This window comes from Bradyrhizobium sp. BRP56 (genome assembly GCF_020194035.1).
Lineage (GTDB): Bacteria > Pseudomonadota > Alphaproteobacteria > Rhizobiales > Xanthobacteraceae > Bradyrhizobium > Bradyrhizobium australafricanum.
Map to the genome: position 1 here is coordinate 12,431 of NZ_JADYVV010000029.1, position 24,759 is coordinate 37,189.

The following is a 24,759-nucleotide window of genomic DNA, read 5'->3' on the forward strand; positions in this document are numbered from 1 at the left end:
GCGCAGCCAAACTCAAGAATCCAGCCGGCAACTGCGCCAAGCGATAGCCACCTCAAGCACGGGCCCGTCGCCGTCCCGGACCTCGATGGCAATCTGATGGAAATTGTGACCGCGAAGGGAATCCCGAATTACGTCGGCCAAGGCGCGCGCAGCCTCCTCCTGAACCGCACCGAAGTTGGACATCTCCATGCCCTCTTCGTCGATCGCCAGGCCGCCGCCGTCACGAAGATCGAAATAATAGCGCGTCATCGGCATGGTAATTTACCCCGGCTCTCGATTGTTCCTGCGAAGACCTGGGAATGTGGCCGGTGAGGACAGTGGCGCGCGAGCCGTCCGGGTGAGTCATGACCGCAAAAGCGAGAGAGTTCCTTGATTTCTGGATTGAAAACAGCGTCCACGCTGCCGAGCAGTATGGAACGCCGGGTGCCTCGCAGGATGTTGCCGAGTTGGCGCGCCGGTGCATCGAGATGGCGGGACAGCAAGGCCTGACGGAACAGGATCTGCGTGATGCGGCCGGCGATGTCACTGACTACATCAGAATCAGACTGAAGGCGGCGAACAGGAAGGAAGCCGATCGTCCCAAATAGTTCGGGCAACGGCCAGGCTTCGCGACGTGAACGTAGCGGCCGAGGCCGCGAAACAACAGGTCCGCTTCGTATCAGCGACGGACTCGGAGACGTGCGTGATTGCGCGGCTTAGCGCACGATACGCTTGACCCGTTTGGTTCTCTTGGCAGCCACAGATGCCGCGGTTGCGGGTGCAGAGCCAGCCTGCGCGGCCGCCTCGGCGTCACGCGCTTCACGGAGAGCCCGCAGACGCACCATGTTCTTGCGCACGGCGATCGCGTCGCGCTCGACCTCAGCGATTGCCTGCGCGCCGGCCTCGGCGGCAAGCCGCTGGCGCTGGGCCTTGGCCAGGCGCTCGGCAGAAAGTTCTTCCGGCTTCTTGGCCATGGGCGAATGAGCCCTTTGAAAAGCAGCGAGACCCGCTCAACCCATCAGAGGATCGAGCGGGCCGCGGCTGTCATCCCAGTACATCCGTGGAATAACAGATCGATTCAAGCCAGCCGAAGATCTTCGGCGCTGGTCTTGCCACGCATCTTGTCGACCTTGAGTTCGAACGACAGCTTCTGGCCCTCGGCGAGACCGCCAAGTCCGGCCCGCTCGACAGCACTGATGTGAACGAACACGTCATTCGTGCCATCATCGGGCTGAATGAAACCGAAGCCCTTCTGGCCGTTGAACCACTTCACAGTACCTGTAGGCATTTATCTTCTCCAAAGCGGACGCACGTGAATTCGCGCTTGGTTCCGCATCATCCTTCAACCGACGATGTTCTTTGGAAAAGGGCCGCTTTGACCATTCAACAAGGCACAACGGCAAATCGAACGCCAGAAGCATACACACTTAATCCGCTAGGGCAAGCTCGGAAGCGCCGTCGATCGGGGCGAGCGGAGCTTCACCGAGCTGCCGTTCCGATAAACCGAACCATGTTTCGCGTAAGGGCTTGCGCCGCCGCGCAACTCGGTGATCGGTGACGCGGACGCAAATCGCGATATTCAACCGCGCGAACTTTTCGCCTTGCGTGGAACTCGCCTGGCGCGCGTCTGAACACTTGCTTTTGCCGCTGCCGGTTCCGTCGGGCGCGTGATCGGAAACGTCTCCCGCATATGCGCTGCCAGCATTGCACAGTAATCGGTCGCGAAACGAGGCAACGGACGCCGCTTGTCCCATGAGATGGTCAGAGGCTCCTGCAACACGCGGCGCCTGTGCGTGAGACCAACAATCCTTAATTCGTAGCGCCAGCACTGAAGCTGGGAGGGAACGATCGCGACGCCGTGCCCCGCCTCGGCGAGTGCCAGCAAGGTGTGCGGACTGCGACTCTCGAACATGATCTTCGCTTTCAGGCCCGCCATACGGCTTGCCGCATCGAAAGCACGGCGAAATCCGAACCCGCTGTCCAGCAGCAGCAACGGAAGTTCGGCGAGGTCAGCGATCTCGATTGTGCGACGGGGACCAAGTGGCATCGACGGATGGCAAGCAGCCAGTAACTGCACGGATCCAAGCGGAAGGCTGCCGAAGTGCTGTTCGTTCAGTCTGACGGCGTGCAGCAAATTTTGGCCGAGATGAACTTCGCCGCGTTCAAGCATCGCCAATATTTCGCTGCCCGTCCCCTCCCTGATCCTGATCTCGACCCCGGGATATCGCTCCGCGTACCGGTGCAGAAATTTCGACAGCACGCTTTCGATGTGTTGCGGCGAGCCGGCGATCCTTAGGACCCCGGTATCTCCCTGGCGAAGCAGCTGAGCCTGCTCCTTCAAGGAATTGACGCTGTTAAGCAGCAGACGGCAGCCCGCAATCAACTGTTCGCCCTCGCCGGTCAATAGAAGTCGGCGCCCGACGCGATCGAAGAGCTGCAAGCCGAGCTCCCGTTCGAGACCGATGATTTGCCTGGACAGAGCGGGTTGGGCGACACGCAACCGCAAAGCGGCCTTTGAGACCGTGCCGAGCTCGGCCACCGTCAAGAACGTGAGGGCCTGTTGAAGGTTCATGCCCGCTTATACCATTCGAGCATAAGGTTCGAGAAAATATATGTATTGGACGTATTTCCAAGCCTCGTGGAGAGTCCTGCCAGGCTGCGGCTTGCGGCACCGGCACGGCATCGGAGGAGCTCCCATGAATTTTGGAGGCAAGATGGCTCTGGTCATGTTGAGTTGCACCGCTATCGGCGCTCTTGGCACCGAAGCGCTGCATGGCGAAGCCAGGCCGCCCGCCTATCTGATCGGCCAAATCGAGGTCACCGACCCCGATGGTTATGCCAGGGAATATCTCCCGAAGGCGAAGGAGATCATCAAGGCGCATGGCGGCAAGCTGATCGCGGCTGCCGGCGCGGCGGCAACCGGTTCACAGGTCGTTGCCGTCGATGGAGATCCACCCAAGCGCGTCGTCATCTACATGTATCCGAGCATGGAGGCGCTTTGGGCCTGGCGACACGATCCGGCCTACGTGCAGGTTCGGGCGGTCGGCGAGAAATACGCGAGGTACCACACATTTGCGGTCGAGGGCTCCGTCGCCAATTAGCCCTCATCACGCCGTCGGTCGCTGCGACCTGCAACGTGCGCCACCTAATTCCGAAACACCAGGCAGCGCCCGCCGACTGCCTCCAACCGGGCGCACAGCTGATTAGCTCGCTCACGGGTCGTCTCGGCGACCCGGAGCAGATACCAGGTGGCCGAGCCTGGCCCGGCCATGCGCGATCTCAGAACGAGCGGTGCGCGATCGCCGAGCACGGATGCAAATCGTTTCTGAAGTTGCTGGTAGTCGGCGAGTACGCGCGATTGCGACGGGCCGCCGGCCAATTGAAGTCCCCAGGGCCCCCACGCAGCTTGCTGCGCGATTGTCGCGGACTCTCTTGGCCCCGCTGGAAGCGCCCGAACGAGCATGCCGCGCACGATGTCACTGCAGGCCATGGCCGCGTCGGTGTGGACCCGATCCTCGAGCGAACCCTGCGCCCATTCCTCGGCAGACTTGCCGGTGATGATCCGGACATAGGCGCGCGTTTCGCCCGGCAGGTTTCCACGTCCCGCCAACCAATCCTGGACCCGCCGTGGACCACCATTATAGGCAGCCGCCGCAAGGCCGAGATTGCCGAACTGCGCGCGCAGCTCGCGGAGCCAACGTGCGGATTCCTGCAAGGCAGGCAATGGCTCGAACGGGTCGGCCAGACCGCGCCACCGCGCAGTACCGGGCATGAACTGGGCGATCCCCTGAGCGCCGGCCGAACTGACCGAGTTGGGATCGAAATTGCTTTCCTGCCAGATCAGCCGGACGAAGAAATCCGGCGGCAAGCCGTTCTCTAACGCAGCCTCCTCCAACGCCTTGCAGTACTGCTGCGGCCCATCGGGCTTTGGACGAAAAGGTGTCGGCGCCGGCGACGGAACGGATGACGATTGCTGATCGGACGCCGACCGATCGGCCTCAGCGTTGCGCACTCCGGCGTTGCTATCCGGACGAGACGTTTCCGTTTGCGATGTTTCTGCCTGCGCCGGCTCTGCGCGCTGCGCGGAGGGCGTTACCGCTGGATTGCCGGGAGGTTGGGCGCTTGCGACGGGGACAAACAGCAGCAAGCAAGCCGAGCCGATAACCGCTCGTGGAATCGATCGATGAACCCGCCGCGGCCCGAAAATCGACTGCATAAAGCGATCATCAAATTGGATGCACTTGCGGAATCATATCATCGGCGCCGCCCGGGCGGGCAGAAAATTTGCTGCCTAGCGGTTGGACAGGCTTCCAACGATCGATGCGCGGCGGGACAGTTCGATCCAGTTGCCATCGGGATCGAGGATCATGGAGATCCGTGCGACCTCGCCGAGCGTCACCGGCGCAAGGCCTTCCCGCACGCCCTTGGCGCGCAGCTCGTCATGCACGGCGTCGATGTCGGCGACCTGCAGCGTGATGTAGCGCCAGCCGCGCGCGCCCCGAACCGGATCGACGGTTGCGGCGCGATCTTCCCTGAGCAGGATCAGACTGTCGCCGAGGCGAAACGCCGGACCATCAGACCAGGACTGCTCGGTGAAGCCGAGGATGTCGCCGTAGAACCTGCGATGCGCGGCAAGGTCGCGCACCGCCAACATGACAGCGATCTGGGTGATGCCGTCATGTCCCGGCGTAACCAGGCAAACGCTGTTGCCGTCGGGGTCGGCCATGCGTTGCGGTGCGTCGACGCCCGCGCGCGCAATGATCAGTTCGCGATAGCCGCTCGGCGCCACATCCGGCAGCGGCTCGACATGATGGTTGAGCTTGATGACCGAACCTTGCGCGTCGTGCCGGTACTGCTTCTGCCCGCGGCGGATCGGCTGCACATGATCGAAGCGAAGTCCGGCCTCCTGCTGCCAGAACCGCAGCATCGGTTCGAGATCGTTGAAGGAAAGGCCGACGTCGATCACGTTCTTTGCCAGTTGCATCTGCTGCCGCCTTCGGATGAAGTGCACCACGATGGATTAGCTATGCGAGGATCAAGTCACCAACGCAAGCACCACGATCACTGTCGCAGGTCGGCCGGCTGGCCGGTGCACCTGCCTGAAACAGTCAATCCAGTGAGGACCGATATGCAAGCAGGCCTCGTTCAGACCTTTCGCGCTTTTGCGTACAATAATGCCTGGGCCAATCACCGCCTGCTCACGGCCTGCGCGGGTCTCAGCCAGGCGGAGTTCGCCGCCGCGCGGACCGGGTTCTTCCCGAGCCTTCAGGCGACGCTCAACCACATTCATGTCATCGATCTCTTCTACACTGATGCGCTCGAGGGCGGCTGGCTGGGGCCGAAGGCGTGGGCCAACGAGGTACCCTACCCGTCAGTCGCCGCGCTGAAAGACGCCCAGCGCGCGATCGATCAGCGGCTGATCGTGCACTGCGATGCGCTGACGGCTGAGCGGCTCGATGATGTGGTGAAGATCAATCGCGACACGAGCGTGCAGACCGAGCGGCGCGACCGCCTCTTGATGCATCTGTTTCAGCACCAGATTCATCATCGCGGCCAGGCCCATGCGATGCTCTCGGAAACTGCAGTGAAGCCGCCGCAGCTCGACGAATTCTTCGCCGCCGGCGAAGCCCCGCTCCGGGCAGCCGAGTTCAGGGATCTCGGCTGGAGCGAAGCCACCGTGTGGGGCGGCTGAAGGCGAGGTTCCGCCCGCCATCGGCGATGCGGTTCCTGATCCGGAACGAGGTCTTGAAACCCGACGCCTCCACGCTCACCTCTGGTAAAACGTGGGGAACTCTATCAATGCCATTCGCCAATCACCGGGGCCAGCGTATCCATTACACCGTCGAGGGATCCGGGCCGCTGATCGTGCTGCAGCACGGTCTCTTGCTCGACGCCGCGAGCTGGAAGCAATGCGGTGTGGTCGACGCGCTTGCCGATCGCTTTCGTGTCGTCTGCGTCGATTCGCTCGGCCACGGCCTGAGCGACAAGCCCGCCGATCCGGCGCTTTATAACCAAGCACAGCGCGCCGGCGACATCGTCGCCGTGATCGACGATCTCGGCGACGAGCGCGCCCATGTGGTGGGACACTCGATGGGCGGCTGGGTCGCGGTCGGTGTCGCCCGGTTTTTCCCGGCACGGCTGGCGTCGCTGGCGATCGGCGGCTGGGACTTTCTCACCGGACTGCCGCGCGGTAATGCCGGCCCGCTGACCTACGGCGCCTTCATCACCTTTGCCCGCCGCACCGTGCCGGAGCTCGCCGAATGGGTGACGCCGGATATCGAAGGCGGAGTGCGTGCCTGCTTCAATGCGCTCGGCCAGGTCGATGGCGCAAAGGACGCGGTGCTGTCCTCGCGCGTGCCGGTGCTGCTGTGGAACGGACAGGACGACGGACCGCATGCGCCGATGCAGCGCTTCGCCGCGGAAAACGGCCTCGCTGCGATGTCGGTGCCCGGCGATCACCTCGGCGCGCTATTTCAGCACGGCGCCACGATCGGCCGGGGTATCGGCTCGTTCGTCGGTCGCGATTAGAGCGCTTAGGCAGAACAGCGCCCCCGACTTCGCTGTGCTCCCTCTCCCGTTCTTCACGGGGAGAGGGTTGGGGTGAGGGGCTGTCTCCGTGTAAACGGTGATAGCTGTGTTCGCGGAGACTCCCCCTCACCCGGAACGCATCTAGCGATGCGTCATAGCTGAAGCTCTGCTTCAGCGTTCTTGGGAACGGCCGCCAACGGCGGCCTATGCCTCTCCCCGCACGCGGGGCGAGGTGAAGCGTCCCGCGCTACGCCGGCTCCGGCATCCCTGAGAGCAGCTTGTCGAGCGTGATCGGATAGTCGCGCACGCGAACGCCGGTCGCGTTGTGGACCGCATTGGCGACCGCGGCGGCGACGCCGCAGATGCCGAGTTCGGCGACGCCCTTGGCCTTCATCGGCGATGAGATCGGATCGGTCTCGTCGAGGAAGATCATCTCCTGATGCGGGATGTCGGCATGGACCGGCACCTCGTAGGCAGCAAGGTCGTGATTAATGAACAGGCCATGACGCCTGTCGACGACGAGATCCTCCATCAGCGCCGCGCCGACACCCATGGTCATCGCGCCGATCACTTGGCTGCGCGCCGCCTTCGGATTGAGGATGCGGCCCGCCGCGCAGACCGCAAGCATCCGCCGCACCCGGATTTCAGCCGTGTCGGCGTCCACGCCGACCTCGACGAAATGCGCGCCGAAGGTCGACTGCTGGTAGGTTTTCGCGAGATCGCCGTATTCGATGGCATCCTCCGCCACGAGGTCGCCGCCGCCGGCGGCCTGCGCCAGCGGCACGCTGCGATTGCCGGAGCGGACCACGCCGTCGGCAAACACCGCCTCCTCGGAATTGAAGCCGAGCTTCTGCGCAATGGCCTCGCGCAGCTTGGTGCAGGCGGCGTAGACACCGGCGGTGGAATTGTTGCCGCCCCACTGCCCGCCCGAGCCGCAGGACACCGGGAAGTCGGAATCGCCAAGCTGCACCGCGACCTTCTCGAGCGGCACGCCCATCATCTCGGCCGCGGTCTGCGCGATGATGGTGTAGGAGCCGGTGCCGATGTCGGTCATGTCGGTCTCAACGGTCACGATGCCCTGCTGGTCGAGACGGACGCGCGCCGCCGATTTGGTCACGAGATTGTTGCGGAACGCCGCGGCGACGCCCATTCCGACCAGCCAGCGCCCGTCGCGGACCGCGCCGGGTTTCGGATTGCGCTTGTCCCAGCCGAACCGCGCCGCGCCATCGCTCAGGCACTGCACCAGTTGCCGCTGCGAGAAGTGCCGCTCCGGATGCTCGGGGTCGACCTGGGTGTCGTTGCTGATGCGCAGCACGACCGGGTCGATCCCGAGCTTGTCGGCGAGCTCGTCGATCGCGATCTCGAGCGCCATCATGCCCGAGGCTTCTCCGGGCGCGCGCATCGCATTGCCCTCCGGCAGATCGAGCGCCGCAAGCCGCGTCGCCGTCATCCGGCTGGCGCCGGCATACAGCAGCCGCGTCTGGCTCACCGCCATCTCCGGCTCGCCGTCCTTGACGTTGCCGGACCAGCTTTCGTGGCCGATCGCGGTGATCTTGCCGTCGCGCTCGGCGCCGATGCGGATGCGCTGGATCGTCGCCGGACGGTGCGTCGTGTTGTTGAACATCAGCGGACGTTGCAGCGCGACCTTGACCGGCCGGCCGGCCGCGCGGGCGCCGAGCGCGGCGAGCAGCACCTCGGCGCGCAGGAACAGCTTGCCGCCGAAGCCGCCGCCGATATAGGGCGACACCAGACGGACATTCTCCCTGGGGATGCCGAGCGTCTTCGCCATGTCCTCGGCGCCCCAGGCGATCATCTGGTTGGAGGTCCAGACCGTGAGCTTGTCGCCGTCCCAGGCCGCGATCGAAGCATGCGGCTCCATCATCGCGTGGCCCTGATCGGGCGTGGTGTAGGTGGCGTCGAGCTGTACGGGCGCACCAGCGAAGGCGGCGGCGAAATTGCCGACGGCGGTATCGGCCGGGCCGCCGAATGACGGGTGCGGCGTGACGCCCTTGTCCCGCTCCGCGGCGAGATCGAACTTGCCGTCGCCTTTCACGTAGTCGATGCGGACCAGCTGCGCCGCGGCCCGCGCCTGCTCGAAGGTCCCGGCGACGACGACGGCGACGGCCTGGTGATAATGCGCGATCTCGGGCCCGCCGAGCAGCGGCGCCGCATTGCGCTCGCCCTTGCCGAGCTTGCCGGCATTGTCCGATGTGACGATGGCGAGCACGCCCGGTGCAGCCTTCGCCGCCTCGAGATCGATCGAACCGATCCGCCCCTTGCCGATCGCCGAACCGACCACGTAGCCATAAGCCTGGTTGGCCGCGACGTCGTGCCGCTCATAGGCGTAAGGCGCGGTGCCGGTGGTCTTCAGCGGCCCCTCGATCCGGCTGGTCGGGTGGCCGATCACCTTGAGCTGGTCGATCGGATTGAAGGCGGCGGGATGTTCAAAACGCATGATGTCAGGCCCTCTTCTTAAGCCCTGGATCTCAAGCCCTGGCCTCGCGCAGCACCGCCGCCAGCGTTCGCTCGGCGAGCGGCAGCTTGTACGCATTGTCCTTGGTCGGCTTCGCATCGGCGAACAGGCGCGCGGTGACGGCCTTGGCGCCAGCAGGCAATTCCGCCTCCGCCGCCTCGACGCGCCACGGCTTGTGCGCCACGCCGCCGAGCGCGACGCGGCCGGTGCCGTCGCGCTGCACGATCGCGGCAACCGAGACCAGCGCAAAGGCATAAGAGGCGCGGTCGCGCACCTTGCGATAGGCCTGCGCGCCGCCGACCGGTTTCGGCAGCACCACCGCGGTGATCAGCTCGCCCGGCACCAGGCTGGTTTCGATCTCGGGGCTGTCGCCGGGCAGACGATGCAGCTCGGCGATCGGGATGCTGCGCGTGGTGCCGTCGGGCCGCACCGTCTCGACGACGGCGTCGAGCGCGCGCATCGCCACCGCCATGTCGCTCGGATGGGTCGCGATGCAGGCGTCGCTCACACCGACCACCGCATGCTGGCGGCTGAAGCCGCCGATCGCGGCGCAGCCGCTGCCGGGCTTGCGCTTGTTGCAGGGCAGATTGGTGTCGTAAAAATAGGGACAGCGCGTCCGCTGCAGCAGATTGCCCGCGGTCGTCGCCTTGTTGCGCAGCTGGCCGGAGGCGCCGGCGAGCAGCGCGCGCGACAGCACGCCGTAGCCCCGCCGCACGCGTATATCGGCGGCGAGATCGGTGTTGCGCACCAGCGCGCCGATCCGCAAGCCGCCGTCCGCGGTCTCCTCGATGCGGTCGAGCGCCAGGTCGTTGACGTCGATCAGATGCGCCGGCGTCTCGATCTCGAGCTTCATCAGGTCGAGCAGATTGGTGCCGCCGGCGATGAACTTGGCGTTCGCGGTGCCGGCGGCGGCTGCGGCCGCCGCGCCCGGCGAGGCGGCGCGCTCATAGCTGAATGATCTCATGCGCTCCTCCCGGCGACCTCGCTGATCGCCTCGGCGATGTTGGAATAGGCGCCGCAGCGGCAGATGTTGCCGCTCATGCGCTCGCGGAGCTCGGCATTGGTCAGTCGCAGCGGCGCATTCAGATCCGCCGTGACATGGCTCGGGATGCCGGCCTTGACCTCGGCAAGCACTGCGACCGCCGAGCAGATCTGGCCCGGCGTGCAATAGCCGCATTGATAGCCATCATGCTCGACGAATGCCGCCTGCAGCGGATGCAACCCGTCCGGCGTGCCGAGCCCCTCGATCGTCGTGATCTCGTCGCCCTGATGCATCACGGCGAGCGTCAGGCAGGAATTGATCCGCCGGCCGTCGACGATCACCGTGCAGGCGCCGCATTGGCCGTGGTCGCAGCCCTTCTTGGTGCCGGTCAGATGCAGGTGCTCGCGCAGGGCATCGAGCAGCGTGGTCCTGGTGTCGAGCTCGAGCTGGTGGGTTTCGCCGTTCACGTCAAAGGATACTCTCGTCATCACGGGCGCTCCGGTCGGGGCAGATTGGGCGGCCGCAGGCGGCGGCGTCGCGATCGACGACGCCGCAAGCGAGGCGGCCCCAACAATCAACAGACGGCGCCGCGATAGTTCCAAACGTCCGGAGATCTGCATGCCGCCGCTCTCCTCAAGTCAGCCGAACGCGGAACCACGACAACGACGTGTCGAGGTCTGTTCGGCCTGTCAGTAAAGGGGGAATGCCGCGAACAGCGGAATGTTTCTCGCGGGGAAGTTAAACTCGTCGCGAGCGCCACGGGCGCGGCGGGCGGGCAGCATCGGCGTCATCGTGGCGCGGGCGGAAGGCAGCATCGCCGTGCGCGTCCGGCCTACGACCAACGTCCCCTGCCCGGAATCGCAAGATTCCGGTTATCTGCATTGCGCCGCTCTCATGCTCGCCTACGGGGAAAAGCGGCCCGGAACACGCTGGAGCTCTTGGGGCTTGCACCGGATCATGTAGGATGGCGGCACGACCTCCACCGGCGACGATGCCGGCCGACCCTGGGACCGCTCGATGACCGCGCATGTCATAGTGACCGACGAAGCCGCCACGCGCGTGATCCGGCTGCGCAGGCCCGAAAAGAAGAACGCGATCACCCAGGAGATGTTTCGCGCGATCAGCGACGCGATCGACAAGGCGCAGAACAATCCGAAGATCCGCTGCCTGATCATCACCGGCGGCTCCGGCGTGTTCACTGCGGGCAACGACATCGAGGACCTGCTCGCGCAGGGCACCTCGACCAGTGAGACGCCGCCGGCCTCCGACCTCGTCAAGTTCCTGTATTCGCTGGCCCACAATGTGAAGCCGATCATCGCCGCCGTCGACGGCGTCGCGATGGGCATCGGCACCACCATGCTGTTTCACTGCGACTATGTGCTCGCCAGCAAGACCGCGCTGTTCTCGACGCCGTTCTCCAATTTCGGCCTGGTGCCGGAAGGCGCCTCGAGCCTGTTGATGCCGCGCATGATGGGCCACCAGCGTGCCTTCGCGATGCTGGTGATGGGCCGCACCATGTCGGCCGACGACGCCCGCGTCGCCGGCTTCGTCAATACCGTGGTGGCGCCGGGGCATGCCGAGGTGGAGGCGCACAAGGTGGCGCGCGAGATCTGCGCGCTGCCGGCCGAGGCGGTGGCGATCTCGCGGCGCCTGATCCGGCTGCCGCCGGAGGACGTCACCCGCCGCATCGAGCAGGAGAACCATCTATTCAGCGAACGGATGCGCTCCGAGGAAGCAGTCGAGGCGTTCAAGGCATTCATGGCTCGCCCGAAGGATTGAAACGAAGCGTCGCAAAATTGTAGTGGCGCGGCGCCATGATCCCGTGCTCCATGGACAGGTCATGAGACAGCCCCGCCTTTCCCCTCTCGCCGCGCTCTGCGCGTTCGGACTGGCCGCAGCAAGCCCCTGCCCGGCGTACGCCGCGGAGCCGGTGAGCCTGCGCATTCTCGCGATCAACGATTTCCACGGCTATCTGCGGCCGCCGCCGGGCGGCATCCGCATCACCGACCCCGCTGACGCGACCAGGAAGATCATGGAGCCCGCCGGCGGCGCCGAGCGGATGGCCACCGTCGTCAAGCAGCTGCGCGAGGGCCACAAGAACAACATCTTCGTTGCGGCCGGCGACCTGATCGGCGCAAGCCCGTTCCTGTCGGCGATGTTTCACGACGAGCCGACCATCGAGTCGCTCTCGCTGATGGGGCTTGCGATCTCCTCGGTCGGCAATCACGAATTCGACGAGGGCAAGGACGAGCTGCTGCGGATGCAGAATGGCGGCTGCCATCAGATCGACAAATGCCAGGGGCCGCACCCGTTCACAGGAGCCAAATTCCGCTATCTCGCCGCCTCCACGATCGACAAGGCGACCGGCAAGCCGGTATTTCCGCCCTACGAGATCAAGCAATTCGACGGCATTGCAGTGGCCTTCATCGGGCTGACGCTGAAGAACACCCCGAACCTGGTGTCGCCGGCCGGCGTCGCAAGCCTCGATTTCCGCGACGAGGCCGAGACCGTCAATGCGCTGGTCCCCGAGCTGAAGGCGAAGGGCGTCGAGGCGATCGTGGTGCTGATCCACGAAGGCGGCTTTCCGACCGGCGACTATAATGAATGTCCAGGGATCTCCGGGCCGATTGTCGACATCGTCAAGAAGTTCGATCGCGCGGTCGACGTCGTGGTCTCCGGCCACACCCACCAGGCCTATGTCTGCGAGATCGACGGACGGCTCGTCACCTCCGGCGACAAATACGGCACCCTGGTCACCGCGATCGACCTTCAGCTTGATCCGAACAGCCATGACGTGATCAGCGCCAGGGCCGCCAACACCATCGTGCGGATCGCCGGCACGGCCAAGGATCCCGAGCAGAGCGCGCTGCTGGAATCCTACGACCGGCTGGCCGCGCCGATCGCGAGCCGCGCGGCAGGCTCGGTCACCGAAACGCTGTCGCGTACACCTGCCGAAACTGGCGAGAGCCCGCTCGGCGACATCGTCGCCGATGCACAGCTGCTTGCAACCAGCGCTGAACCGAATGGCGGCGCGGTGATCGCCTTCACCAATCCCGGCGGCGTGCGCACCGACATCGTCAAGCGCGAGGATGGCGCGGTGACCTATGCCGATATCTTTGCAAGCCAGCCGTTCCGCAACCAGCTCGTGACGATGACGCTGACCGGCAAGCAGCTCAAGGACGCGCTGGAGCAGCAATGGGCCGATCCGAAGCGGCCGCGCGCCCTCCAGGTCTCGAAGGGGTTCTCCTATGCGTGGGATGCGAGCAAGCCCGATGGCGCGCGCATCATCGCCGCACGGATGTCGCTGGACGGCAAGCCGATCGACCCGGCCGCGAGCTACCGCGTCACCGTGAACAATTATCTCGCCGAGGGCGGCGACGGCTTCACGGTGTTCAAGCAAGGAACCGCGCAGCAGTTCGGCATCTACGACGTCGATGCGCTCTATGCCTACTTCAAGGCCAACAGCCCGGTAGGCCCAACGGCAGGCAAGCGGATCGAGCGGATCAACTGACCGGCAAACTCGTCTTCGTCATGGCCGGGCTTGTCCCGGCCATCCACTTCTCTCTAGCGTTAGCGCCTTCGGACCAAGGACGTGGATGCCCGGCACAAGGCCGGGCATGACGAGTTCGGGGATCAGGCGGGCGGACTCTCAGAGACCTTGGCAAGGTGTCGAAGAACGAGCACCGGAACAGCGAGATCAAACGCGGCCCTTTCCGGAACGCCGCTGACGGCCTAGATTAGGGCCTGCTCTTGCATGATCTTGGTCGGAAAACCGCTGCGCACTTTTCCGGATCATGCGCCCTCGCACGCGCATCGATTGCGCCGGGAATTTGCATGACACTGCTTCTGACGCATTCCGCCTGTCTCGACCACCTGACGCCTCCCGGACATCCCGAACGCCCCGACCGGCTGCGGGCGGTCGCCGAGGTGCTCGGCGAGGATCGCTTCAAGGCGCTGGTGCGCGATTCCGCGCCGGAAGGCGACCTCGACACCGTGCTGCTCTGTCACGGCGAGCACTATGTCGGCGAACTCCGCCACATCGCGCCGACCTCGGGCATGATCTATATCGACGGCGACACCTCGATGTCGCCGGGCACCTGGGAAGCGGTGATGCGCGGCGTCGGCGGCGCGGTGGCCGCCACCGATGCGGTGATGGAGGGCAAGCATCAAAACGCGTTCGTCGCGGTGCGCCCGCCCGGGCACCACGCCGAGAAATCGACGCCGATGGGCTTCTGCTTCTTCGACAATGCCGCGATCGCCGCCCGCCACGCGCAGCGCAAATACGGCATCAAGCGCGCCGCAATCATCGATTTCGACGTCCATCACGGCAACGGCACGCAGGATATCTTCTGGGCCGACCCGACCGTGATGTATTGCTCGACGCACCAGATGCCGCTGTTCCCAGGCACTGGGGCCGCCGGCGAGCGTGGCGAGCACGACACTGTCGTCAACGCGCCGCTGGCGCCCGGCGACGGCGGCGCCAAGTTCCGCTCCGCTTTCGAGAACCTGATCCTGCCGCAGCTGGAGAAGTTCTCCCCCGAACTTATCGTCATTTCGGCGGGCTTCGACGCGCATCACCGCGATCCCTTGGCCTCGATCAACCTGACGGGCGAGGATTTCGGCTGGGTCACGCGCAAGCTGATGGATCTCGCCGACAAGAGCGCCGGCGGCCGCGTCGTCTCCGTCCTGGAAGGCGGCTACGACCTGCAGGGCCTGAAAGAGTCGGTGGCATCTCACGTCACCGCATTGATGGACGGGTAAATCCCCGCCACAATACGCCCGCAAAAATTCGATTGATTCTGCGCCGGGGCGAGCATGGCCTGCGACAGGTCATGTTTGGACGACAAGATCAGGTTGCGATCTGATCCACGCAATCGGGAACGCAAGAATGGCCGAGAACACCCAAGCCGACGTGAAGAAGCTCTCCTTTGAACGCGCGATCGAGGAACTCGAATCGATCGTCAAGCGGCTCGAGGACGGCAAGGTCCCGCTTGAGGAATCGGTCGCGATCTATGAGCGCGGCGAGGCACTGAAACGGCGCTGCGAGGAACTGCTGCGTCAGGCCGAAGCCCGCGTCGACAAGATCACCACCGACGCCTCGGGCCAGCCGACCGGCACCGAGCCGCTCGACGTGCAGTAGCGCTACCGACGACCTCGATCGTGCGGCGCGATGGCCGCCATGGCGGGCAATTGTTGCCGCGCATTTCCAGCCACCCGTAAACCTCCGGGGCTACCCGCGGGGTCGGGTACGGCTGCGAATCAGGCCGAGCCGGCCCGGCCGGCTGCCGCCAAATTAGGCGAACTGGAACCCAGCCCACACCCAAGCATTGAAAAGACTAGGTTTTTCCAGCGCGCCGCATAGGAACCCTGCGCCCCCTATCGGGTTGGCTTTGGCTGCGGCTTTGGTGTAATGCTTCCAGTTCTATGGGCATTTGAGAGTGGCGGGCAGCCCGACTTTTCGGGCGGCATGCATCTCAAATGGTTCGACAAAACTGAACCGGGACGGGTGAAGAGCGACCAAGGTGATGCATATCACGTGGTCCAATCCGGAGTGAATCTAGGCTTACAACCAGGCACCGGCCTGCCGGGGCGGCACCCAGTGTCTGGCATTCGCTGCGCGGTGTGCGCGCCATCCCATCTCGCGTCGGGCGGTTCGTTCCGACAGGCAAAAATTGGAAATTCGCTGTGACCACATTTAGTAAGACGCCGCTTCTTGACACTATTCACACGCCGGATGACCTGCGCAAGCTGAAGGTCGAGCAGGTGCAGCAGGTTGCCGACGAGCTGCGCCAGGAAACCATCGACGCGGTGTCGGTGACCGGCGGCCATTTCGGCGCCGGCCTCGGCGTGGTCGAACTGACCACCGCCATCCACTACATCTTCGACACCCCGCGCGACCGCCTGATCTGGGACGTCGGCCACCAGGCCTACCCGCACAAGATCCTGACCGGACGCCGCGACCGCATCCGCACGCTACGCACCGGCGGCGGCCTCTCCGGCTTCACCAAGCGCACCGAGAGCGACTACGATCCGTTCGGCGCCGCGCACTCCTCGACCTCGATTTCGGCCGGCCTCGGCATGGCCGTGGCGCGCGATCTCTCCGGCGGCAAGAACAACGTTATCGCCGTGATCGGTGACGGCGCGATGTCGGCGGGCATGGCCTATGAGGCGATGAACAACGCCGGCGCGATGAACTCGCGCCTGATCGTGATCCTTAACGACAACGACATGTCGATCGCGCCGCCGGTCGGCGCGATGAGCGCCTATCTGTCGCGCCTCTACTCCGGCAAGACCTACCGCTCGCTGCGCGAGGCCGCCAAGCAGATCAACAAGCGCCTGCCGAAGATCCTCGCCAACCGCGCCAACCGCGTCGAGGAATATTCCCGCGGCTTCATGATGGACGGCGGCACGCTGTTCGAGGAACTCGGCTTCTACTATGTCGGCCCGATCGACGGTCACAATCTCGACCATCTGCTGCCGGTGCTGAAGAACGTCCGCGACATGGAGACCGGGCCGATCCTGGTTCACGTCGTGACCCAGAAGGGCAAGGGCTACGGCCCGGCCGAAGCCTCCGCCGACAAGTACCACGCCGTGGTCAAGTTCGACGTCGCGACCGGCACCCAGGCCAAGGCCAAGCCGAATGCGCCGGCCTACCAGAACGTGTTCGGCCAGAGCCTCGTCAAGGAAGCCGAGAAGGACGACAAGATCGTCGCCATCACCGCGGCGATGCCGTCGGGCACCGGCGTCGACATCTTCAACAAGGCGTTCCCGGACCGCACCTTCGACGTCGGCATTGCCGAGCAGCACGCGGTGACCTTCGCCGCCGGCCTCGCCACCGAAGGCTACAAGCCGTTCTGCGCGATCTATTCGACCTTCCTGCAGCGCGGCTATGACCAGGTGGTCCATGACGTCGCGATCCAGAGCCTTCCGGTCCGCTTCGCGATCGACCGCGCCGGCCTGGTCGGCGCCGACGGCGCGACGCACGCGGGTTCGTTCGACAATGCGTATCTCGGCTGTCTGCCGAACATGGTGATCATGGCCGCCGCCGACGAGGCGGAACTGGTCCACATGGTGGCGACGCAGGTTGCGATCAACGATCGTCCGAGCGCGCTGCGCTATCCGCGCGGCGAAGGCCGCGGCATCGAGATGCCGGAAGTCGGCGTTGCCCTCGAGGTCGGCAAGGGCCGCATCATCCGTGAGGGCAAGAAGGTCGCGCTGCTGTCGTTCGGCACCCGTCTCGCCGAGTGCGAGAAGGCGGCCGACGAGCTCGCCGCGCACGGCCTTTCCGCCACGATCGCCGACGCGCGCTTCATGAAGCCGCTCGACGAAGAGATGATCATGAAGCTCGCCCGCGACCATGAGATCCTGATCACGATCGAGGAAGGCTCGATCGGCGGTTTCGGCTCGCATGTCATGCAGTTCCTGTCGGACAACGCCATGCTCGACAGCGGCATGCTCAAGTTCCGCTCGATGATCCTGCCCGACGTGTTCCTCGACCACGACACGCCGGCGGCGATGTATGCCCGCGCCGGTCTCGACGCCAAGAGCATCGTTGCCAAGGTGTTCGAAACCCTCGGCAAGGACTACAAGGCCGAGACCGTCAAGCTCGCCTGATCGTGACGGGCGGCGCTCACTGGAGCATTTTCGGTTTTGATTGAATCAGAACCGAAGCTCCAGGTTCTCGCTCGAAAACGCACCAGCCCGGCAAGTCCATGAAGATCTATCTGGCAGGTCCTGACGTGTTCCTGCCGGATGCCGTGGAGATCGGCCGCCGCAAGGCGGAGGTTTGCGCCTATCACGGGCTGACCGGGCTGTATCCGCTCGACAACAGCATCGATCCCACCGCCGCCGGCGTCTCGCTCACCATCTTCAAGAGCAACGAGGCGATGATGGAGTCTGCCGACGCCATCATCGCCAACTTGACGCCGTTTCGCGGCCCCAGTGCCGACGCAGGCACGGTTTACGAACTCGGCTACATGGCGGGACGCGGCAAACTGTGCCTCGCCTATTCCAACGATCCCACGTCCTACGCCAATCGCGTGGCGCGGCTCAGCCAGGTCGTGCCGGCATCCGACGGACGCCTGATCGATGCGGAGGGGCTGACGGTGGAAGAGTTTGGATTGCCGGACAATCTGATGATGATGCACGCGCTCGACCTGCACGGCAGCCCGCTGGTGACCCCGCGCGAGCCGTCGGCCGACCTCTGGCACGACCTCACCTCCTTCGAGGCCTGCGTGCGGCTCGCTGCCGCGCAGCGCCGGCAGGCGGCGAAGTGACCAGAGCGGGCGACAACGACAACGACGCATCCGCCGGCAAACGCATCGACGTGCTGCTGGTGGAACGCGGCCTGTTCGAAAGCCGGGCGCGAGCGCGCGCCGCCATCGACGCCGGCCTCGTCACCGCCGACGGCAAGCAGATCGCGAAGGCGTCCGAGATCGTCGCACCGGGCGCGGCCCTCTCGGCCGAGCCGGCGCATCCCTATGTCTCGCGCGGCGGCGTCAAGCTCGCCGGCGCGCTCGAGCACTATCCGATCGACGTCGAGGGCCATGTCTGCCTCGATGTCGGCGCCTCGACCGGCGGCTTCACCGAAGTGCTGCTCGCCAATGGCGCGAGCCTCGTGTTCGCCATCGATGTCGGCCACGGCCAGCTGCATCCCTCGCTGCAGGGGCATCCGAAAATCGTCTCCATGGAGGCGACCGACATCAGGAGTTTCGAGGGCAAGCGCCTGCCGGCGCGGCCCGACATCGTGGTGATCGACGTCAGCTTCATCTCGCTGAAGCTGGTGCTGCCGGTGGCGCTGTCGCTGGCGGCCGCCCCGATGCATCTTTTGGCGCTGATCAAGCCGCAATTCGAGGCGGCGCGCAAACACTCCAAGCGCGGCGTGATCCGCAACGCGATGGTGCACCAGGACATCTGCGACGATATCGCCGCCTTTGCCGCCTCGCTGGGCTGTACCGACATTGAGGTGTTCCCGTCCTCGATCCCGGGCGGCGACGGCAATATCGAATTCTTCCTCGGCGCGCGCCGTGGCTGAGCTTCTCACCATCGACCATGTCGGCCACCGCGGCGACGGCGTCGCGATCGAGGGATCGCAATCGATCTTTGTGCCTTATGCGCTGGCCGGCGAAACGGTCGAGGTCGACGACGTCCCGGGCAATCATCCCGACCGGCGGCGGCTGCTGCGGATCGCGCGGGAAAGCCCCGAGCGCATCGCGCCGTTCTGTCCACATTTCGGAGTCTGCGGCGGCTGCGCAATCCAGCACTGGAACGACGCGCCCTACCACGCCTGGAAGCGCAACATCGTGGTCGAGACGCTGGCGCAGGCGAAGATTGCGGCGGACGTCACAGCCCTGATCGATGCCCATGGCGCGGGCCGTCGCCGCATCACGCTGCACGGGCGCATGGGCCCCCATGAGGTCCTCAAGGTCGGCTACGCCGCGGCAGGTTCGCACGACATCATCCCTGTCGATCGCTGCCCGATCCTCGATCCTGCGCTCGACGGCGCGCTCGAGGCGGCCTGGGCCACCGCCGAGCCGCTGATCGCGATCGGCAAGCCGCTCGACATCCAGGTGACCGCAACCGTCAACGGACTCGACATCGACGTGCGCGGCTCCGGCGCGCTGCCGACCAGCCTGATCACCACTTTGTCGCGCGTTGCGGAGAAGCACCGGCTGGCGCGGCTGACACGCCACGGCGAGCTGGTGCTGCAGCGTGCCTCTCCCGAGATTGCGATCGGAAAGGCGAAGGTGGTGCTGCCGCCCGGCTCGTTCCTGCAGGCGACCGTCAAGGGCGAGGAGACGCTGGCCGCGCTGGTTCGCGAGCATTGCGGACGCACCAAGCATATCGCCGACCTGTTTTGCGGCGTCGGTCCGTTCGCGCTGCGCCTCGCGGAGAAGGCGCGGATCGCGGCATTCGACAGCGACACGGGTGCGATCACCGCGCTGCAGAAGGCCGCGCAATCGACGCCGGGATTGAAGCCGCTCAAGGCCGAGGCGCGCGACCTGTTCCGCCGCCCCTTGATGCCGCAGGAGTTGCGCGACTACGACGCCGTCGTGTTCGATCCGCCGCGGCAGGGCGCGCAGGCGCAGGTCACCCAGCTGGCGGCGAGCAAGGTGCCGGTGATCGTCGCGGTGTCCTGCAACGCCGCGACGTTTGCGCGCGACGCGAAAATCCTGATCGACGGCGGCTACAAGATCGCAGCCGTCACACCGGTCGATCAGTTCCGCCACACGGCGCATGTCGAGCTGGTGGCGCGGTTCGCGCGCTGACAGGACGCAGCGACTATCGCTGAGCGCGGGCAGTCTCGCTATAGTCTGCACTCCATGTCCGACGATCCGCTGCTCGCACGCATCATTCCCGTTCTCGCCGCCGTACCGGGCGTCGCCGCCATCGTGCTCGGCGGCTCGCGGGCGCGCGGCACGGCGCATGACACCTCCGACACCGATATCGGCCTCTACTATCGGGATGGCGCCGCGCCGGCTATCGATCGGCTGCGCGAAGCTGTAACGGGTCTGGTCGACGATCCTGCTGTTGCGCATGTCACGCCGGTCGGCGAATGGGGACCGTGGATCGTCGGCGGCGCCTGGCTCACGATCGGCGGCCACAACGTCGACCTGCTCTACCGCAGCATCGATCAGGTCTCCGCTGTCATCGATGCTTGCCGGAACGGCGAGATCAGCATGCACTACCAGCCGGGCCATCCGCACGGCTTCTGCTCGGCGATCTGGATGGGCGAGGTCGCGCTGTGCCATCCGCTGCACGATCCCGACGGCCTCGTCGCGGCGCTGAAGGCGAGGACCGCGCCCTACCCGCCGGCCCTGCGCGATGCGTTGGTGCGGCGCTTTCAATGGGAAGTCCTGTTCAGCATCGAGAATGCCGAGCTCGCCGTGCCGCGCGGCGACAGCACGCATATCGCCGGCTGCGCCTATCGCGCGCTGGCCTGTATCGCGCAGGTGCTGTTTGCGCTGAACGGGCAATATCTGATCAACGAAAAGGGCGCGCTGGCGCAGGCCGCGAATTTTCCGGTGACGGTTCGCGGCCTCGCTGGCCGCGCCACGGAGATCTGGCGGCAGATCGGCGCGACCGAGCATGCCGCCGCGTTGCAGATGCTGCGCGCGATAGAGAGTGAGCTCCAGAAGATCTGTAGGGCGAGTTAGAACCGTAGGATGGGTAGAGCGCAGCGAAACCCATCATTCGCGCCATAGACATGAATTGATGGGTTTCGCTGCGCTCTACCCATCCTACGAGGTCCACATGATCGCTACCGCCCCCAGCGGTCCTGCCAGATCTTCTCGCCGATCAGGCAATTGACCCGCGGCTCCTTCTCGGCGGTCCGCATGATCGGGCGCTCCGGGGTGCGGCCGGCGACTTCAAGCAGCAGCTTGGTGCGGATCGCCTCCTTGAACTTCTCACGATCCTTGATCGTCACCACGAAGGAGCCCGGTCCGCCGATCACGCAGTCCTCGTAGTAATAGTCGAGATTCTCGATATCCATCGTCGAGTAGGACGGTTCCTTCACCATGATCGGCAGACCGTTGATGACGATGCCCTTGTCGAGCGCCGCGTCGCGCGCGGGCGTGATCGGCGTGCCGTTGTTGTTGGGTCCGTCGCCGGAAATATCGATCACGCGGCGCAGGCCGCGATGCGGATTCTCGTCGAACATCGGGATCGCGAAATAGATCGCGCCGGAGATCGAGGTGCGCGAGGCGCGGCGCACCGGCGTCTTCATGATCTCGGCGGCGACCGCATCGGCCGATTCAGGGCCGTCGATCACCCGCCAGGGGATGATGATCTTCTGATCGTTGGAGGCGGCCCATTCGAAATAGGTGATCGAGATCTTGCCGTTCGGACCGGCCTTCAGCGCCTGCAGGAAATCCTTGGAGACGATCGCCTGCGCATAACCCTCGCGCTGGATCGCGAGCTCGTCCATGTCCATCGAATAGGAAACGTCGACCGCGATGATCAACTCGATGTCGACGCTCGGTGTGGATTCCTTTTCAGCAAGGCGATGGCCGGGCTGGGTTCCCGGGCCGGGCGCGGCAACACCGGCCACATCGCCGCTGGCCAACATGCCCGCGACAAGCACCGCTCCGATCGAGACATACCAGCGCATTGCGGCCCTCCCGTCGTATGAGTGTCATGGTGACACGCAATTCAGGCGGCGAAAAGCGCAGATATCAGCTGTCCTTCACATTCAGGTTAGACGTCCACATTCGAGTCAGACTTCGCTTGCCTCGAATGCGGCCACACGCGCCGTGCCGTTGCCGCAATGACGCCGTGCAAATCGAACGGTTCCAAGGCGCGCCTGAAGACGGTATTCTTACGGGGCAATCGCGAGGGAGTGCGATGCCAGATACCGTCGTCAAGCCGAAAACCAGGACGAAGACCAAGGTCGAGCGGCCGCGCCTGCACAAGGTGATCCTGGTCAACGACGACTACACGCCGCGCGAATTCGTCGTCACCGTGCTGAAGGGTGAATTCCGCATGACCGACGACCAGGCCTACAAGGTGATGCTGACCGCGCACCAGCGCGGCGTCTGCGTCGTCGCAGTCTTCACCAGGGACGTCGCCGAGACCAAGGCGACGCGGGCCACTGACGCCGGCCGCGCCAAGGGCTATCCGCTGCTGTTCACCACCGAGCCCGAGGAATAGCGCGCCAGCGCCAGATTGCCACAGGCCTTGCCGCGAATTTTAGCGATCGCGGCGACCGGTGCTTTAGGGATCGCATGGCATGAACGCGGCATGTCCGTCGCGCTGCGCCAACAACTGTCCCTGCGGAAGGCCCGCCCGGAGACCTCGTTCGGGCCATTTCGCCCGTTGCCCGCCCTGCCCTGGCTCGTCATGGCAACGGCGATACGGATCGTCGGCTTCGGCAAGCCCGGCCTGATCGTGCCCGCCTTGGTGCTGGCCGACGTCTGCGTGCTGCTCGCCTTCTTCGCCACGGCGCGGGACTCGATCCAGGCTGCCGGAGGCCAATCATCGCTCGGCGAATTGACGCTGGGCGAGCAGATCAGGCTGTCACTGTCGATCCTGTGGCGGATCGTGCTCGTGATAATCATCGCGACACTCGCCACTGCCGCGATCGGTTTTCCGTCGTTTGCACCGCACCTGCTGTGGGGTCTCGATGGCATGGCATTCGATCAGGGCGCCGATCTCGGGCGATTTTGGAGTGCGGCGATCGCGGCGCTGGTGCTGCTGATCATCGTCAATGCGGAAGCCAATGGCGGCCGCGTCGCGCTGTTTGCCGCGGTCAAGGATCTTGGACGGCACGGGCTCTGGCTTGGCGCCGCGGTGCTCGTGCTGGGCGCGATCAATGTGGCGCTCGGCTACGGGCAGGGCCTGGTCCGCACCGCGATCTGGCACTTCTGGCAAATCTCGATGGTGGGCCAGCCGCTCAAGAACCTGATCTACGTCGTCTTCATCTTCGGCTTCGCCATGCTGCGGCTGTGGATCACACTGTCGATCCTGACGTTCGGCCTGAAGCAGTCTTACGCCCGCGGCGGCTAAGGCGCGATGAGATTAGGTTGAATCGTCATCGCGCCTTAGCTCTTTGTTTGAGCATGATCTTTTCGGAAAACCGCTTCGCACTTTTCCGGATCATGCTTTAGCTCGCAGCAGCGACCGGCGCCTCGTCGTACAGGCCGTAGACCCGCTCGGCCTTGGCAAATCCCGCGATCGGAAACTCGCCGAGATCGCTCCAGCCGCCGTCGCTGATACCGGCGAAGCGCTCCGAGGCCACCACGGTGCGGCCGAGACGGCCGGCGATCTTCTCCAGCCGCGCGGCGAGATTGACCGCCGGACCGATGCAGGTGAAGTCGAGCCGGTTTCCGCCGCCAATATTGCCGTAGAGCACGCGCCCGAGATGCAGCGCGAGGCCGAAGCGGAAGCGTTCGACGGCATCGCCATTGGCGAATTGCAGCGCCTCGACGCCGGCGCGGGACGCGCGCGCGGCTTCCAGCACGCGTGAGCAGACCTGCACCTCGTCGCCGAGATATTCGTCGACCGGGAACACCGCGAGCAGGCCGTCGCCCATGAATTTGAGCACCTCGCCGCCATGGTCGCGGATCGCGGTGACCTGGCAATCGAAGTAGAGGTTGAGGATCTCCACCACCGTCTCGGCCGGCAAGCGGTCCGACAGCGCGGTGAAGCCGCGCAGGTCCGACAGCCAGATCGCGGCATCCATCGTATCGGCGTGGCCGCGCCGGATCTGGCCGCCCATGATGCGCTCGCCGGCACGGTTGCCGACATAGGTGTCGAGCAAGAGCGAGGCGGTGCGGCGCAGGGTGATGATCTCGATATAGCGCGCCAATGGCACGGCGATCGACCGGATCGCATCGAGCTGCTCGTCGGTGAAGCCGCCGGGCTGCCTGGTGGTCCAGCTCGAGGCATTGACGAAGCCGTCGGTATAGACCAGCGGCACGGCGATTTAGTCGGTGACGCCTTCGGCCTGCAGGTCCACGACGATCGGAAACCGGGCGCTTGCGGGATCGTCGAGCCGCGCGCGGACTTCAACGCCCTGCATGAAAACGGTCGACAGCGGGCTGACGGCAAATTCCGGGGAGTCCAGGATGTTGTGATCGACGGTGCCGGTTTCGACCTCGGCGCCGGGCTTCCAGAAGAAATGGCGGCCGTAGATCTCCGGATGCAGCGTGCGCACGAAGACGCCGATGCGCCACAGCGGCAGGCCGGCCCGCACCAAGCGCTCGCAACATTCCGCCATCATCTGCGGCGGGGTCGGCGCCGACCGCGCGCCGCCGATCATCCACTCGATGATGTCCCGAAGCTCCGACGCGTTCAT

General features: G+C 65.2%; 25 protein-coding genes and 1 pseudogene. 15 read left to right on the forward strand and 11 right to left on the reverse strand.

Annotated features, from left to right (window positions below; all coding sequences use genetic code 11):
• Positions 1 to 12 precede the first annotated feature (12 nt).
• Positions 13 to 255 (reverse strand): hypothetical protein, encoded by a 243-nt coding sequence (locus I6F38_RS20860; RefSeq protein WP_225161627.1) that lies wholly within the window; start codon positions 253 to 255, stop codon positions 13 to 15.
• Between the two features lie 89 nt (positions 256 to 344).
• On the opposite strand from I6F38_RS20860, the gene I6F38_RS20865 reads away from it, so the two are divergent.
• Entirely contained in the window at positions 345 to 587 is a 243-nt protein-coding gene (locus tag I6F38_RS20865) for a hypothetical protein (RefSeq protein ID WP_092083607.1), read from the forward strand.
• 108 nt (positions 588 to 695) lie between these two features.
• On the opposite strand, the gene I6F38_RS20870 is transcribed toward I6F38_RS20865, so the two are convergent.
• The 3 genes from I6F38_RS20870 to I6F38_RS20880 all read right to left on the reverse strand — a co-directional run bounded on the left by I6F38_RS20870 (position 696) and on the right by I6F38_RS20880 (position 2,551).
• Positions 696 to 953, reverse strand: a complete 258-nt coding sequence (locus I6F38_RS20870) for a hypothetical protein (RefSeq protein ID WP_225161628.1) — start codon at positions 951 to 953, stop codon at positions 696 to 698.
• 104 nt (positions 954 to 1,057) lie between these two features.
• Complete coding sequence (locus I6F38_RS20875) at positions 1,058 to 1,267, reverse strand: cold-shock protein (protein ID WP_028339489.1); 210 nt, start codon at positions 1,265 to 1,267, stop codon at positions 1,058 to 1,060.
• 291 nt (positions 1,268 to 1,558) lie between these two features.
• Positions 1,559 to 2,551: a LysR family transcriptional regulator gene (locus tag I6F38_RS20880; RefSeq protein WP_225161629.1), complete on the reverse strand. Its 993-nt coding sequence runs from the start codon at positions 2,549 to 2,551 to the stop codon at positions 1,559 to 1,561.
• A 142-nt stretch (positions 2,552 to 2,693) separates the two neighbouring features.
• Here I6F38_RS20880 and I6F38_RS20885 point away from each other — a divergent pair, with 142 nt between their 5' ends.
• Positions 2,694 to 3,080: a DUF1330 domain-containing protein gene (locus I6F38_RS20885; protein WP_225161630.1), complete on the forward strand. Its 387-nt coding sequence runs from the start codon at positions 2,694 to 2,696 to the stop codon at positions 3,078 to 3,080.
• Positions 3,081 to 3,124: 44 nt separating this feature from the next.
• Here the strand turns inward: I6F38_RS20885 and I6F38_RS20890 are convergent, their stop codons facing one another.
• Together I6F38_RS20890 and I6F38_RS20895 are read right to left on the reverse strand one after the other, a co-directional pair.
• Entirely contained in the window at positions 3,125 to 4,195 is a 1,071-nt protein-coding gene (locus I6F38_RS20890; RefSeq protein WP_225161631.1) for a lytic transglycosylase domain-containing protein, read from the reverse strand.
• Between the two features lie 75 nt (positions 4,196 to 4,270).
• Positions 4,271 to 4,963, reverse strand: a complete 693-nt coding sequence (locus I6F38_RS20895) for a VOC family protein (RefSeq protein WP_225161632.1) — start codon at positions 4,961 to 4,963, stop codon at positions 4,271 to 4,273.
• Positions 4,964 to 5,107: 144 nt separating this feature from the next.
• Here I6F38_RS20895 and I6F38_RS20900 point away from each other — a divergent pair, with 144 nt between their 5' ends.
• Both I6F38_RS20900 and I6F38_RS20905 read left to right on the forward strand, forming a co-directional pair.
• Positions 5,108 to 5,671, forward strand: a complete 564-nt coding sequence (locus I6F38_RS20900) for a DinB family protein (RefSeq protein ID WP_225161633.1) — start codon at positions 5,108 to 5,110, stop codon at positions 5,669 to 5,671.
• A 107-nt stretch (positions 5,672 to 5,778) separates the two neighbouring features.
• On the forward strand, positions 5,779 to 6,507 hold the full coding sequence (locus I6F38_RS20905; protein ID WP_225161634.1) for an alpha/beta hydrolase: 729 nt from the start codon (positions 5,779 to 5,781) through the stop codon (positions 6,505 to 6,507).
• Between the two features lie 247 nt (positions 6,508 to 6,754).
• On the opposite strand, the gene paoC is transcribed toward I6F38_RS20905, so the two are convergent.
• The 3 genes from paoC to paoA are packed head-to-tail and all read right to left on the reverse strand — an operon-like array spanning position 6,755 to position 10,582.
• Positions 6,755 to 8,962 (reverse strand): aldehyde oxidoreductase molybdenum-binding subunit PaoC, encoded by a 2,208-nt coding sequence (paoC, locus tag I6F38_RS20910; protein WP_225161635.1) that lies wholly within the window; start codon positions 8,960 to 8,962, stop codon positions 6,755 to 6,757.
• A 31-nt stretch (positions 8,963 to 8,993) separates the two neighbouring features.
• Positions 8,994 to 9,944 carry a xanthine dehydrogenase family protein subunit M gene (locus I6F38_RS20915; RefSeq protein ID WP_225161636.1) on the reverse strand — a complete coding sequence of 317 codons (951 nt, stop codon included), beginning with the start codon at positions 9,942 to 9,944 and terminating at the stop codon, positions 8,994 to 8,996.
• Positions 9,941 to 10,582, reverse strand: coding sequence for an aldehyde dehydrogenase iron-sulfur subunit PaoA (gene paoA / locus I6F38_RS20920; protein WP_225161637.1), 642 nt, complete (start codon positions 10,580 to 10,582; stop codon positions 9,941 to 9,943). The genes I6F38_RS20915 and paoA overlap by 4 nt, the downstream gene beginning before the upstream one ends.
• Before the next feature lie 397 nt (positions 10,583 to 10,979).
• Between paoA and I6F38_RS20925 the strand changes: the two genes are divergently transcribed.
• From I6F38_RS20925 to I6F38_RS20965, 9 genes are all read left to right on the forward strand, one after another.
• Positions 10,980 to 11,741, forward strand: a complete 762-nt coding sequence (locus tag I6F38_RS20925; RefSeq protein ID WP_092083615.1) for a crotonase/enoyl-CoA hydratase family protein — start codon at positions 10,980 to 10,982, stop codon at positions 11,739 to 11,741.
• Between the two features lie 61 nt (positions 11,742 to 11,802).
• Positions 11,803 to 13,473: a bifunctional metallophosphatase/5'-nucleotidase gene (locus tag I6F38_RS20930; RefSeq protein ID WP_225161638.1), complete on the forward strand. Its 1,671-nt coding sequence runs from the start codon at positions 11,803 to 11,805 to the stop codon at positions 13,471 to 13,473.
• A 323-nt stretch (positions 13,474 to 13,796) separates the two neighbouring features.
• Positions 13,797 to 14,723 carry a histone deacetylase family protein gene (locus I6F38_RS20935; RefSeq protein WP_225161639.1) on the forward strand — a complete coding sequence of 309 codons (927 nt, stop codon included), beginning with the start codon at positions 13,797 to 13,799 and terminating at the stop codon, positions 14,721 to 14,723.
• A gap of 127 nt (positions 14,724 to 14,850) precedes the next feature.
• Complete coding sequence (locus I6F38_RS20940) at positions 14,851 to 15,102, forward strand: exodeoxyribonuclease VII small subunit (protein WP_028334494.1); 252 nt, start codon at positions 14,851 to 14,853, stop codon at positions 15,100 to 15,102.
• Between the two features lie 545 nt (positions 15,103 to 15,647).
• A complete protein-coding gene (gene dxs, locus I6F38_RS20945) occupies positions 15,648 to 17,576 on the forward strand; it encodes a 1-deoxy-D-xylulose-5-phosphate synthase (protein ID WP_050387827.1) in 1,929 nt (642 codons plus the stop codon).
• A gap of 98 nt (positions 17,577 to 17,674) precedes the next feature.
• The gene (locus I6F38_RS20950; protein WP_057015217.1) at positions 17,675 to 18,238 is read left to right on the forward strand and encodes a nucleoside 2-deoxyribosyltransferase; all 564 of its coding nucleotides are present in this window, start codon (positions 17,675 to 17,677) and stop codon (positions 18,236 to 18,238) included.
• Entirely contained in the window at positions 18,235 to 18,996 is a 762-nt protein-coding gene (locus tag I6F38_RS20955; protein WP_225161640.1) for a TlyA family RNA methyltransferase, read from the forward strand. The genes I6F38_RS20950 and I6F38_RS20955 overlap by 4 nt, the downstream gene beginning before the upstream one ends.
• A complete protein-coding gene (locus I6F38_RS20960) occupies positions 18,989 to 20,230 on the forward strand; it encodes a methyltransferase (protein ID WP_225161641.1) in 1,242 nt (413 codons plus the stop codon). Before I6F38_RS20955 ends, I6F38_RS20960 begins: the two co-directional genes overlap by 8 nt.
• Before the next feature lie 54 nt (positions 20,231 to 20,284).
• Entirely contained in the window at positions 20,285 to 21,118 is an 834-nt protein-coding gene (locus I6F38_RS20965) for a nucleotidyltransferase domain-containing protein (RefSeq protein ID WP_225161642.1), read from the forward strand.
• Between the two features lie 104 nt (positions 21,119 to 21,222).
• Here the strand turns inward: I6F38_RS20965 and I6F38_RS20970 are convergent, their stop codons facing one another.
• Positions 21,223 to 22,074 (reverse strand): DUF1194 domain-containing protein, encoded by an 852-nt coding sequence (locus tag I6F38_RS20970; RefSeq protein ID WP_028339506.1) that lies wholly within the window; start codon positions 22,072 to 22,074, stop codon positions 21,223 to 21,225.
• 233 nt (positions 22,075 to 22,307) lie between these two features.
• Between I6F38_RS20970 and clpS the strand changes: the two genes are divergently transcribed.
• Both clpS and I6F38_RS20980 read left to right on the forward strand, forming a co-directional pair.
• On the forward strand, positions 22,308 to 22,613 hold the full coding sequence (gene clpS, locus I6F38_RS20975; RefSeq protein ID WP_021076758.1) for an ATP-dependent Clp protease adapter ClpS: 306 nt from the start codon (positions 22,308 to 22,310) through the stop codon (positions 22,611 to 22,613).
• A 90-nt stretch (positions 22,614 to 22,703) separates the two neighbouring features.
• On the forward strand, positions 22,704 to 23,468 hold the full coding sequence (locus I6F38_RS20980) for a hypothetical protein (RefSeq protein ID WP_225161643.1): 765 nt from the start codon (positions 22,704 to 22,706) through the stop codon (positions 23,466 to 23,468).
• 97 nt (positions 23,469 to 23,565) lie between these two features.
• Here I6F38_RS20980 and I6F38_RS20985 read toward each other — a convergent pair.
• Positions 23,566 to 24,759 (reverse strand): annotated as a pseudogene (locus I6F38_RS20985) (adenylate/guanylate cyclase domain-containing protein).

Bases quoted from the DNA above. Each gene is read 5' to 3' on its own strand.
- I6F38_RS20860 (WP_225161627.1), bottom strand. From the start codon at position 255: ATGCCGATGACGCGCTATTATTTCGATCTTCGTGACGGCGGCGGCCTG.
- I6F38_RS20865 (WP_092083607.1), top strand. From the start codon at position 345: ATGACCGCAAAAGCGAGAGAGTTCCTTGATTTCTGGATTGAAAACAGC.
- I6F38_RS20870 (WP_225161628.1), bottom strand. From the start codon at position 953: ATGGCCAAGAAGCCGGAAGAACTTTCTGCCGAGCGCCTGGCCAAGGCC.
- I6F38_RS20875 (WP_028339489.1), bottom strand. From the start codon at position 1,267: ATGCCTACAGGTACTGTGAAGTGGTTCAACGGCCAGAAGGGCTTCGGT.
- I6F38_RS20880 (WP_225161629.1), bottom strand. From the start codon at position 2,551: ATGAACCTTCAACAGGCCCTCACGTTCTTGACGGTGGCCGAGCTCGGC.
- I6F38_RS20885 (WP_225161630.1), top strand. From the start codon at position 2,694: ATGGCTCTGGTCATGTTGAGTTGCACCGCTATCGGCGCTCTTGGCACC.
- I6F38_RS20890 (WP_225161631.1), bottom strand. From the start codon at position 4,195: ATGCAGTCGATTTTCGGGCCGCGGCGGGTTCATCGATCGATTCCACGA.
- I6F38_RS20895 (WP_225161632.1), bottom strand. From the start codon at position 4,963: ATGCAACTGGCAAAGAACGTGATCGACGTCGGCCTTTCCTTCAACGAT.
- I6F38_RS20900 (WP_225161633.1), top strand. From the start codon at position 5,108: ATGCAAGCAGGCCTCGTTCAGACCTTTCGCGCTTTTGCGTACAATAAT.
- I6F38_RS20905 (WP_225161634.1), top strand. From the start codon at position 5,779: ATGCCATTCGCCAATCACCGGGGCCAGCGTATCCATTACACCGTCGAG.
- paoC (WP_225161635.1), bottom strand. From the start codon at position 8,962: ATGCGTTTTGAACATCCCGCCGCCTTCAATCCGATCGACCAGCTCAAG.
- I6F38_RS20915 (WP_225161636.1), bottom strand. From the start codon at position 9,944: ATGAGATCATTCAGCTATGAGCGCGCCGCCTCGCCGGGCGCGGCGGCC.
- paoA (WP_225161637.1), bottom strand. From the start codon at position 10,582: ATGCAGATCTCCGGACGTTTGGAACTATCGCGGCGCCGTCTGTTGATT.
- I6F38_RS20925 (WP_092083615.1), top strand. From the start codon at position 10,980: ATGACCGCGCATGTCATAGTGACCGACGAAGCCGCCACGCGCGTGATC.
- I6F38_RS20930 (WP_225161638.1), top strand. From the start codon at position 11,803: ATGAGACAGCCCCGCCTTTCCCCTCTCGCCGCGCTCTGCGCGTTCGGA.
- I6F38_RS20935 (WP_225161639.1), top strand. From the start codon at position 13,797: ATGACACTGCTTCTGACGCATTCCGCCTGTCTCGACCACCTGACGCCT.
- I6F38_RS20940 (WP_028334494.1), top strand. From the start codon at position 14,851: ATGGCCGAGAACACCCAAGCCGACGTGAAGAAGCTCTCCTTTGAACGC.
- I6F38_RS20950 (WP_057015217.1), top strand. From the start codon at position 17,675: ATGAAGATCTATCTGGCAGGTCCTGACGTGTTCCTGCCGGATGCCGTG.
- I6F38_RS20965 (WP_225161642.1), top strand. From the start codon at position 20,285: ATGTCCGACGATCCGCTGCTCGCACGCATCATTCCCGTTCTCGCCGCC.
- I6F38_RS20970 (WP_028339506.1), bottom strand. From the start codon at position 22,074: ATGCGCTGGTATGTCTCGATCGGAGCGGTGCTTGTCGCGGGCATGTTG.
- clpS (WP_021076758.1), top strand. From the start codon at position 22,308: ATGCCAGATACCGTCGTCAAGCCGAAAACCAGGACGAAGACCAAGGTC.
- I6F38_RS20980 (WP_225161643.1), top strand. From the start codon at position 22,704: ATGTCCGTCGCGCTGCGCCAACAACTGTCCCTGCGGAAGGCCCGCCCG.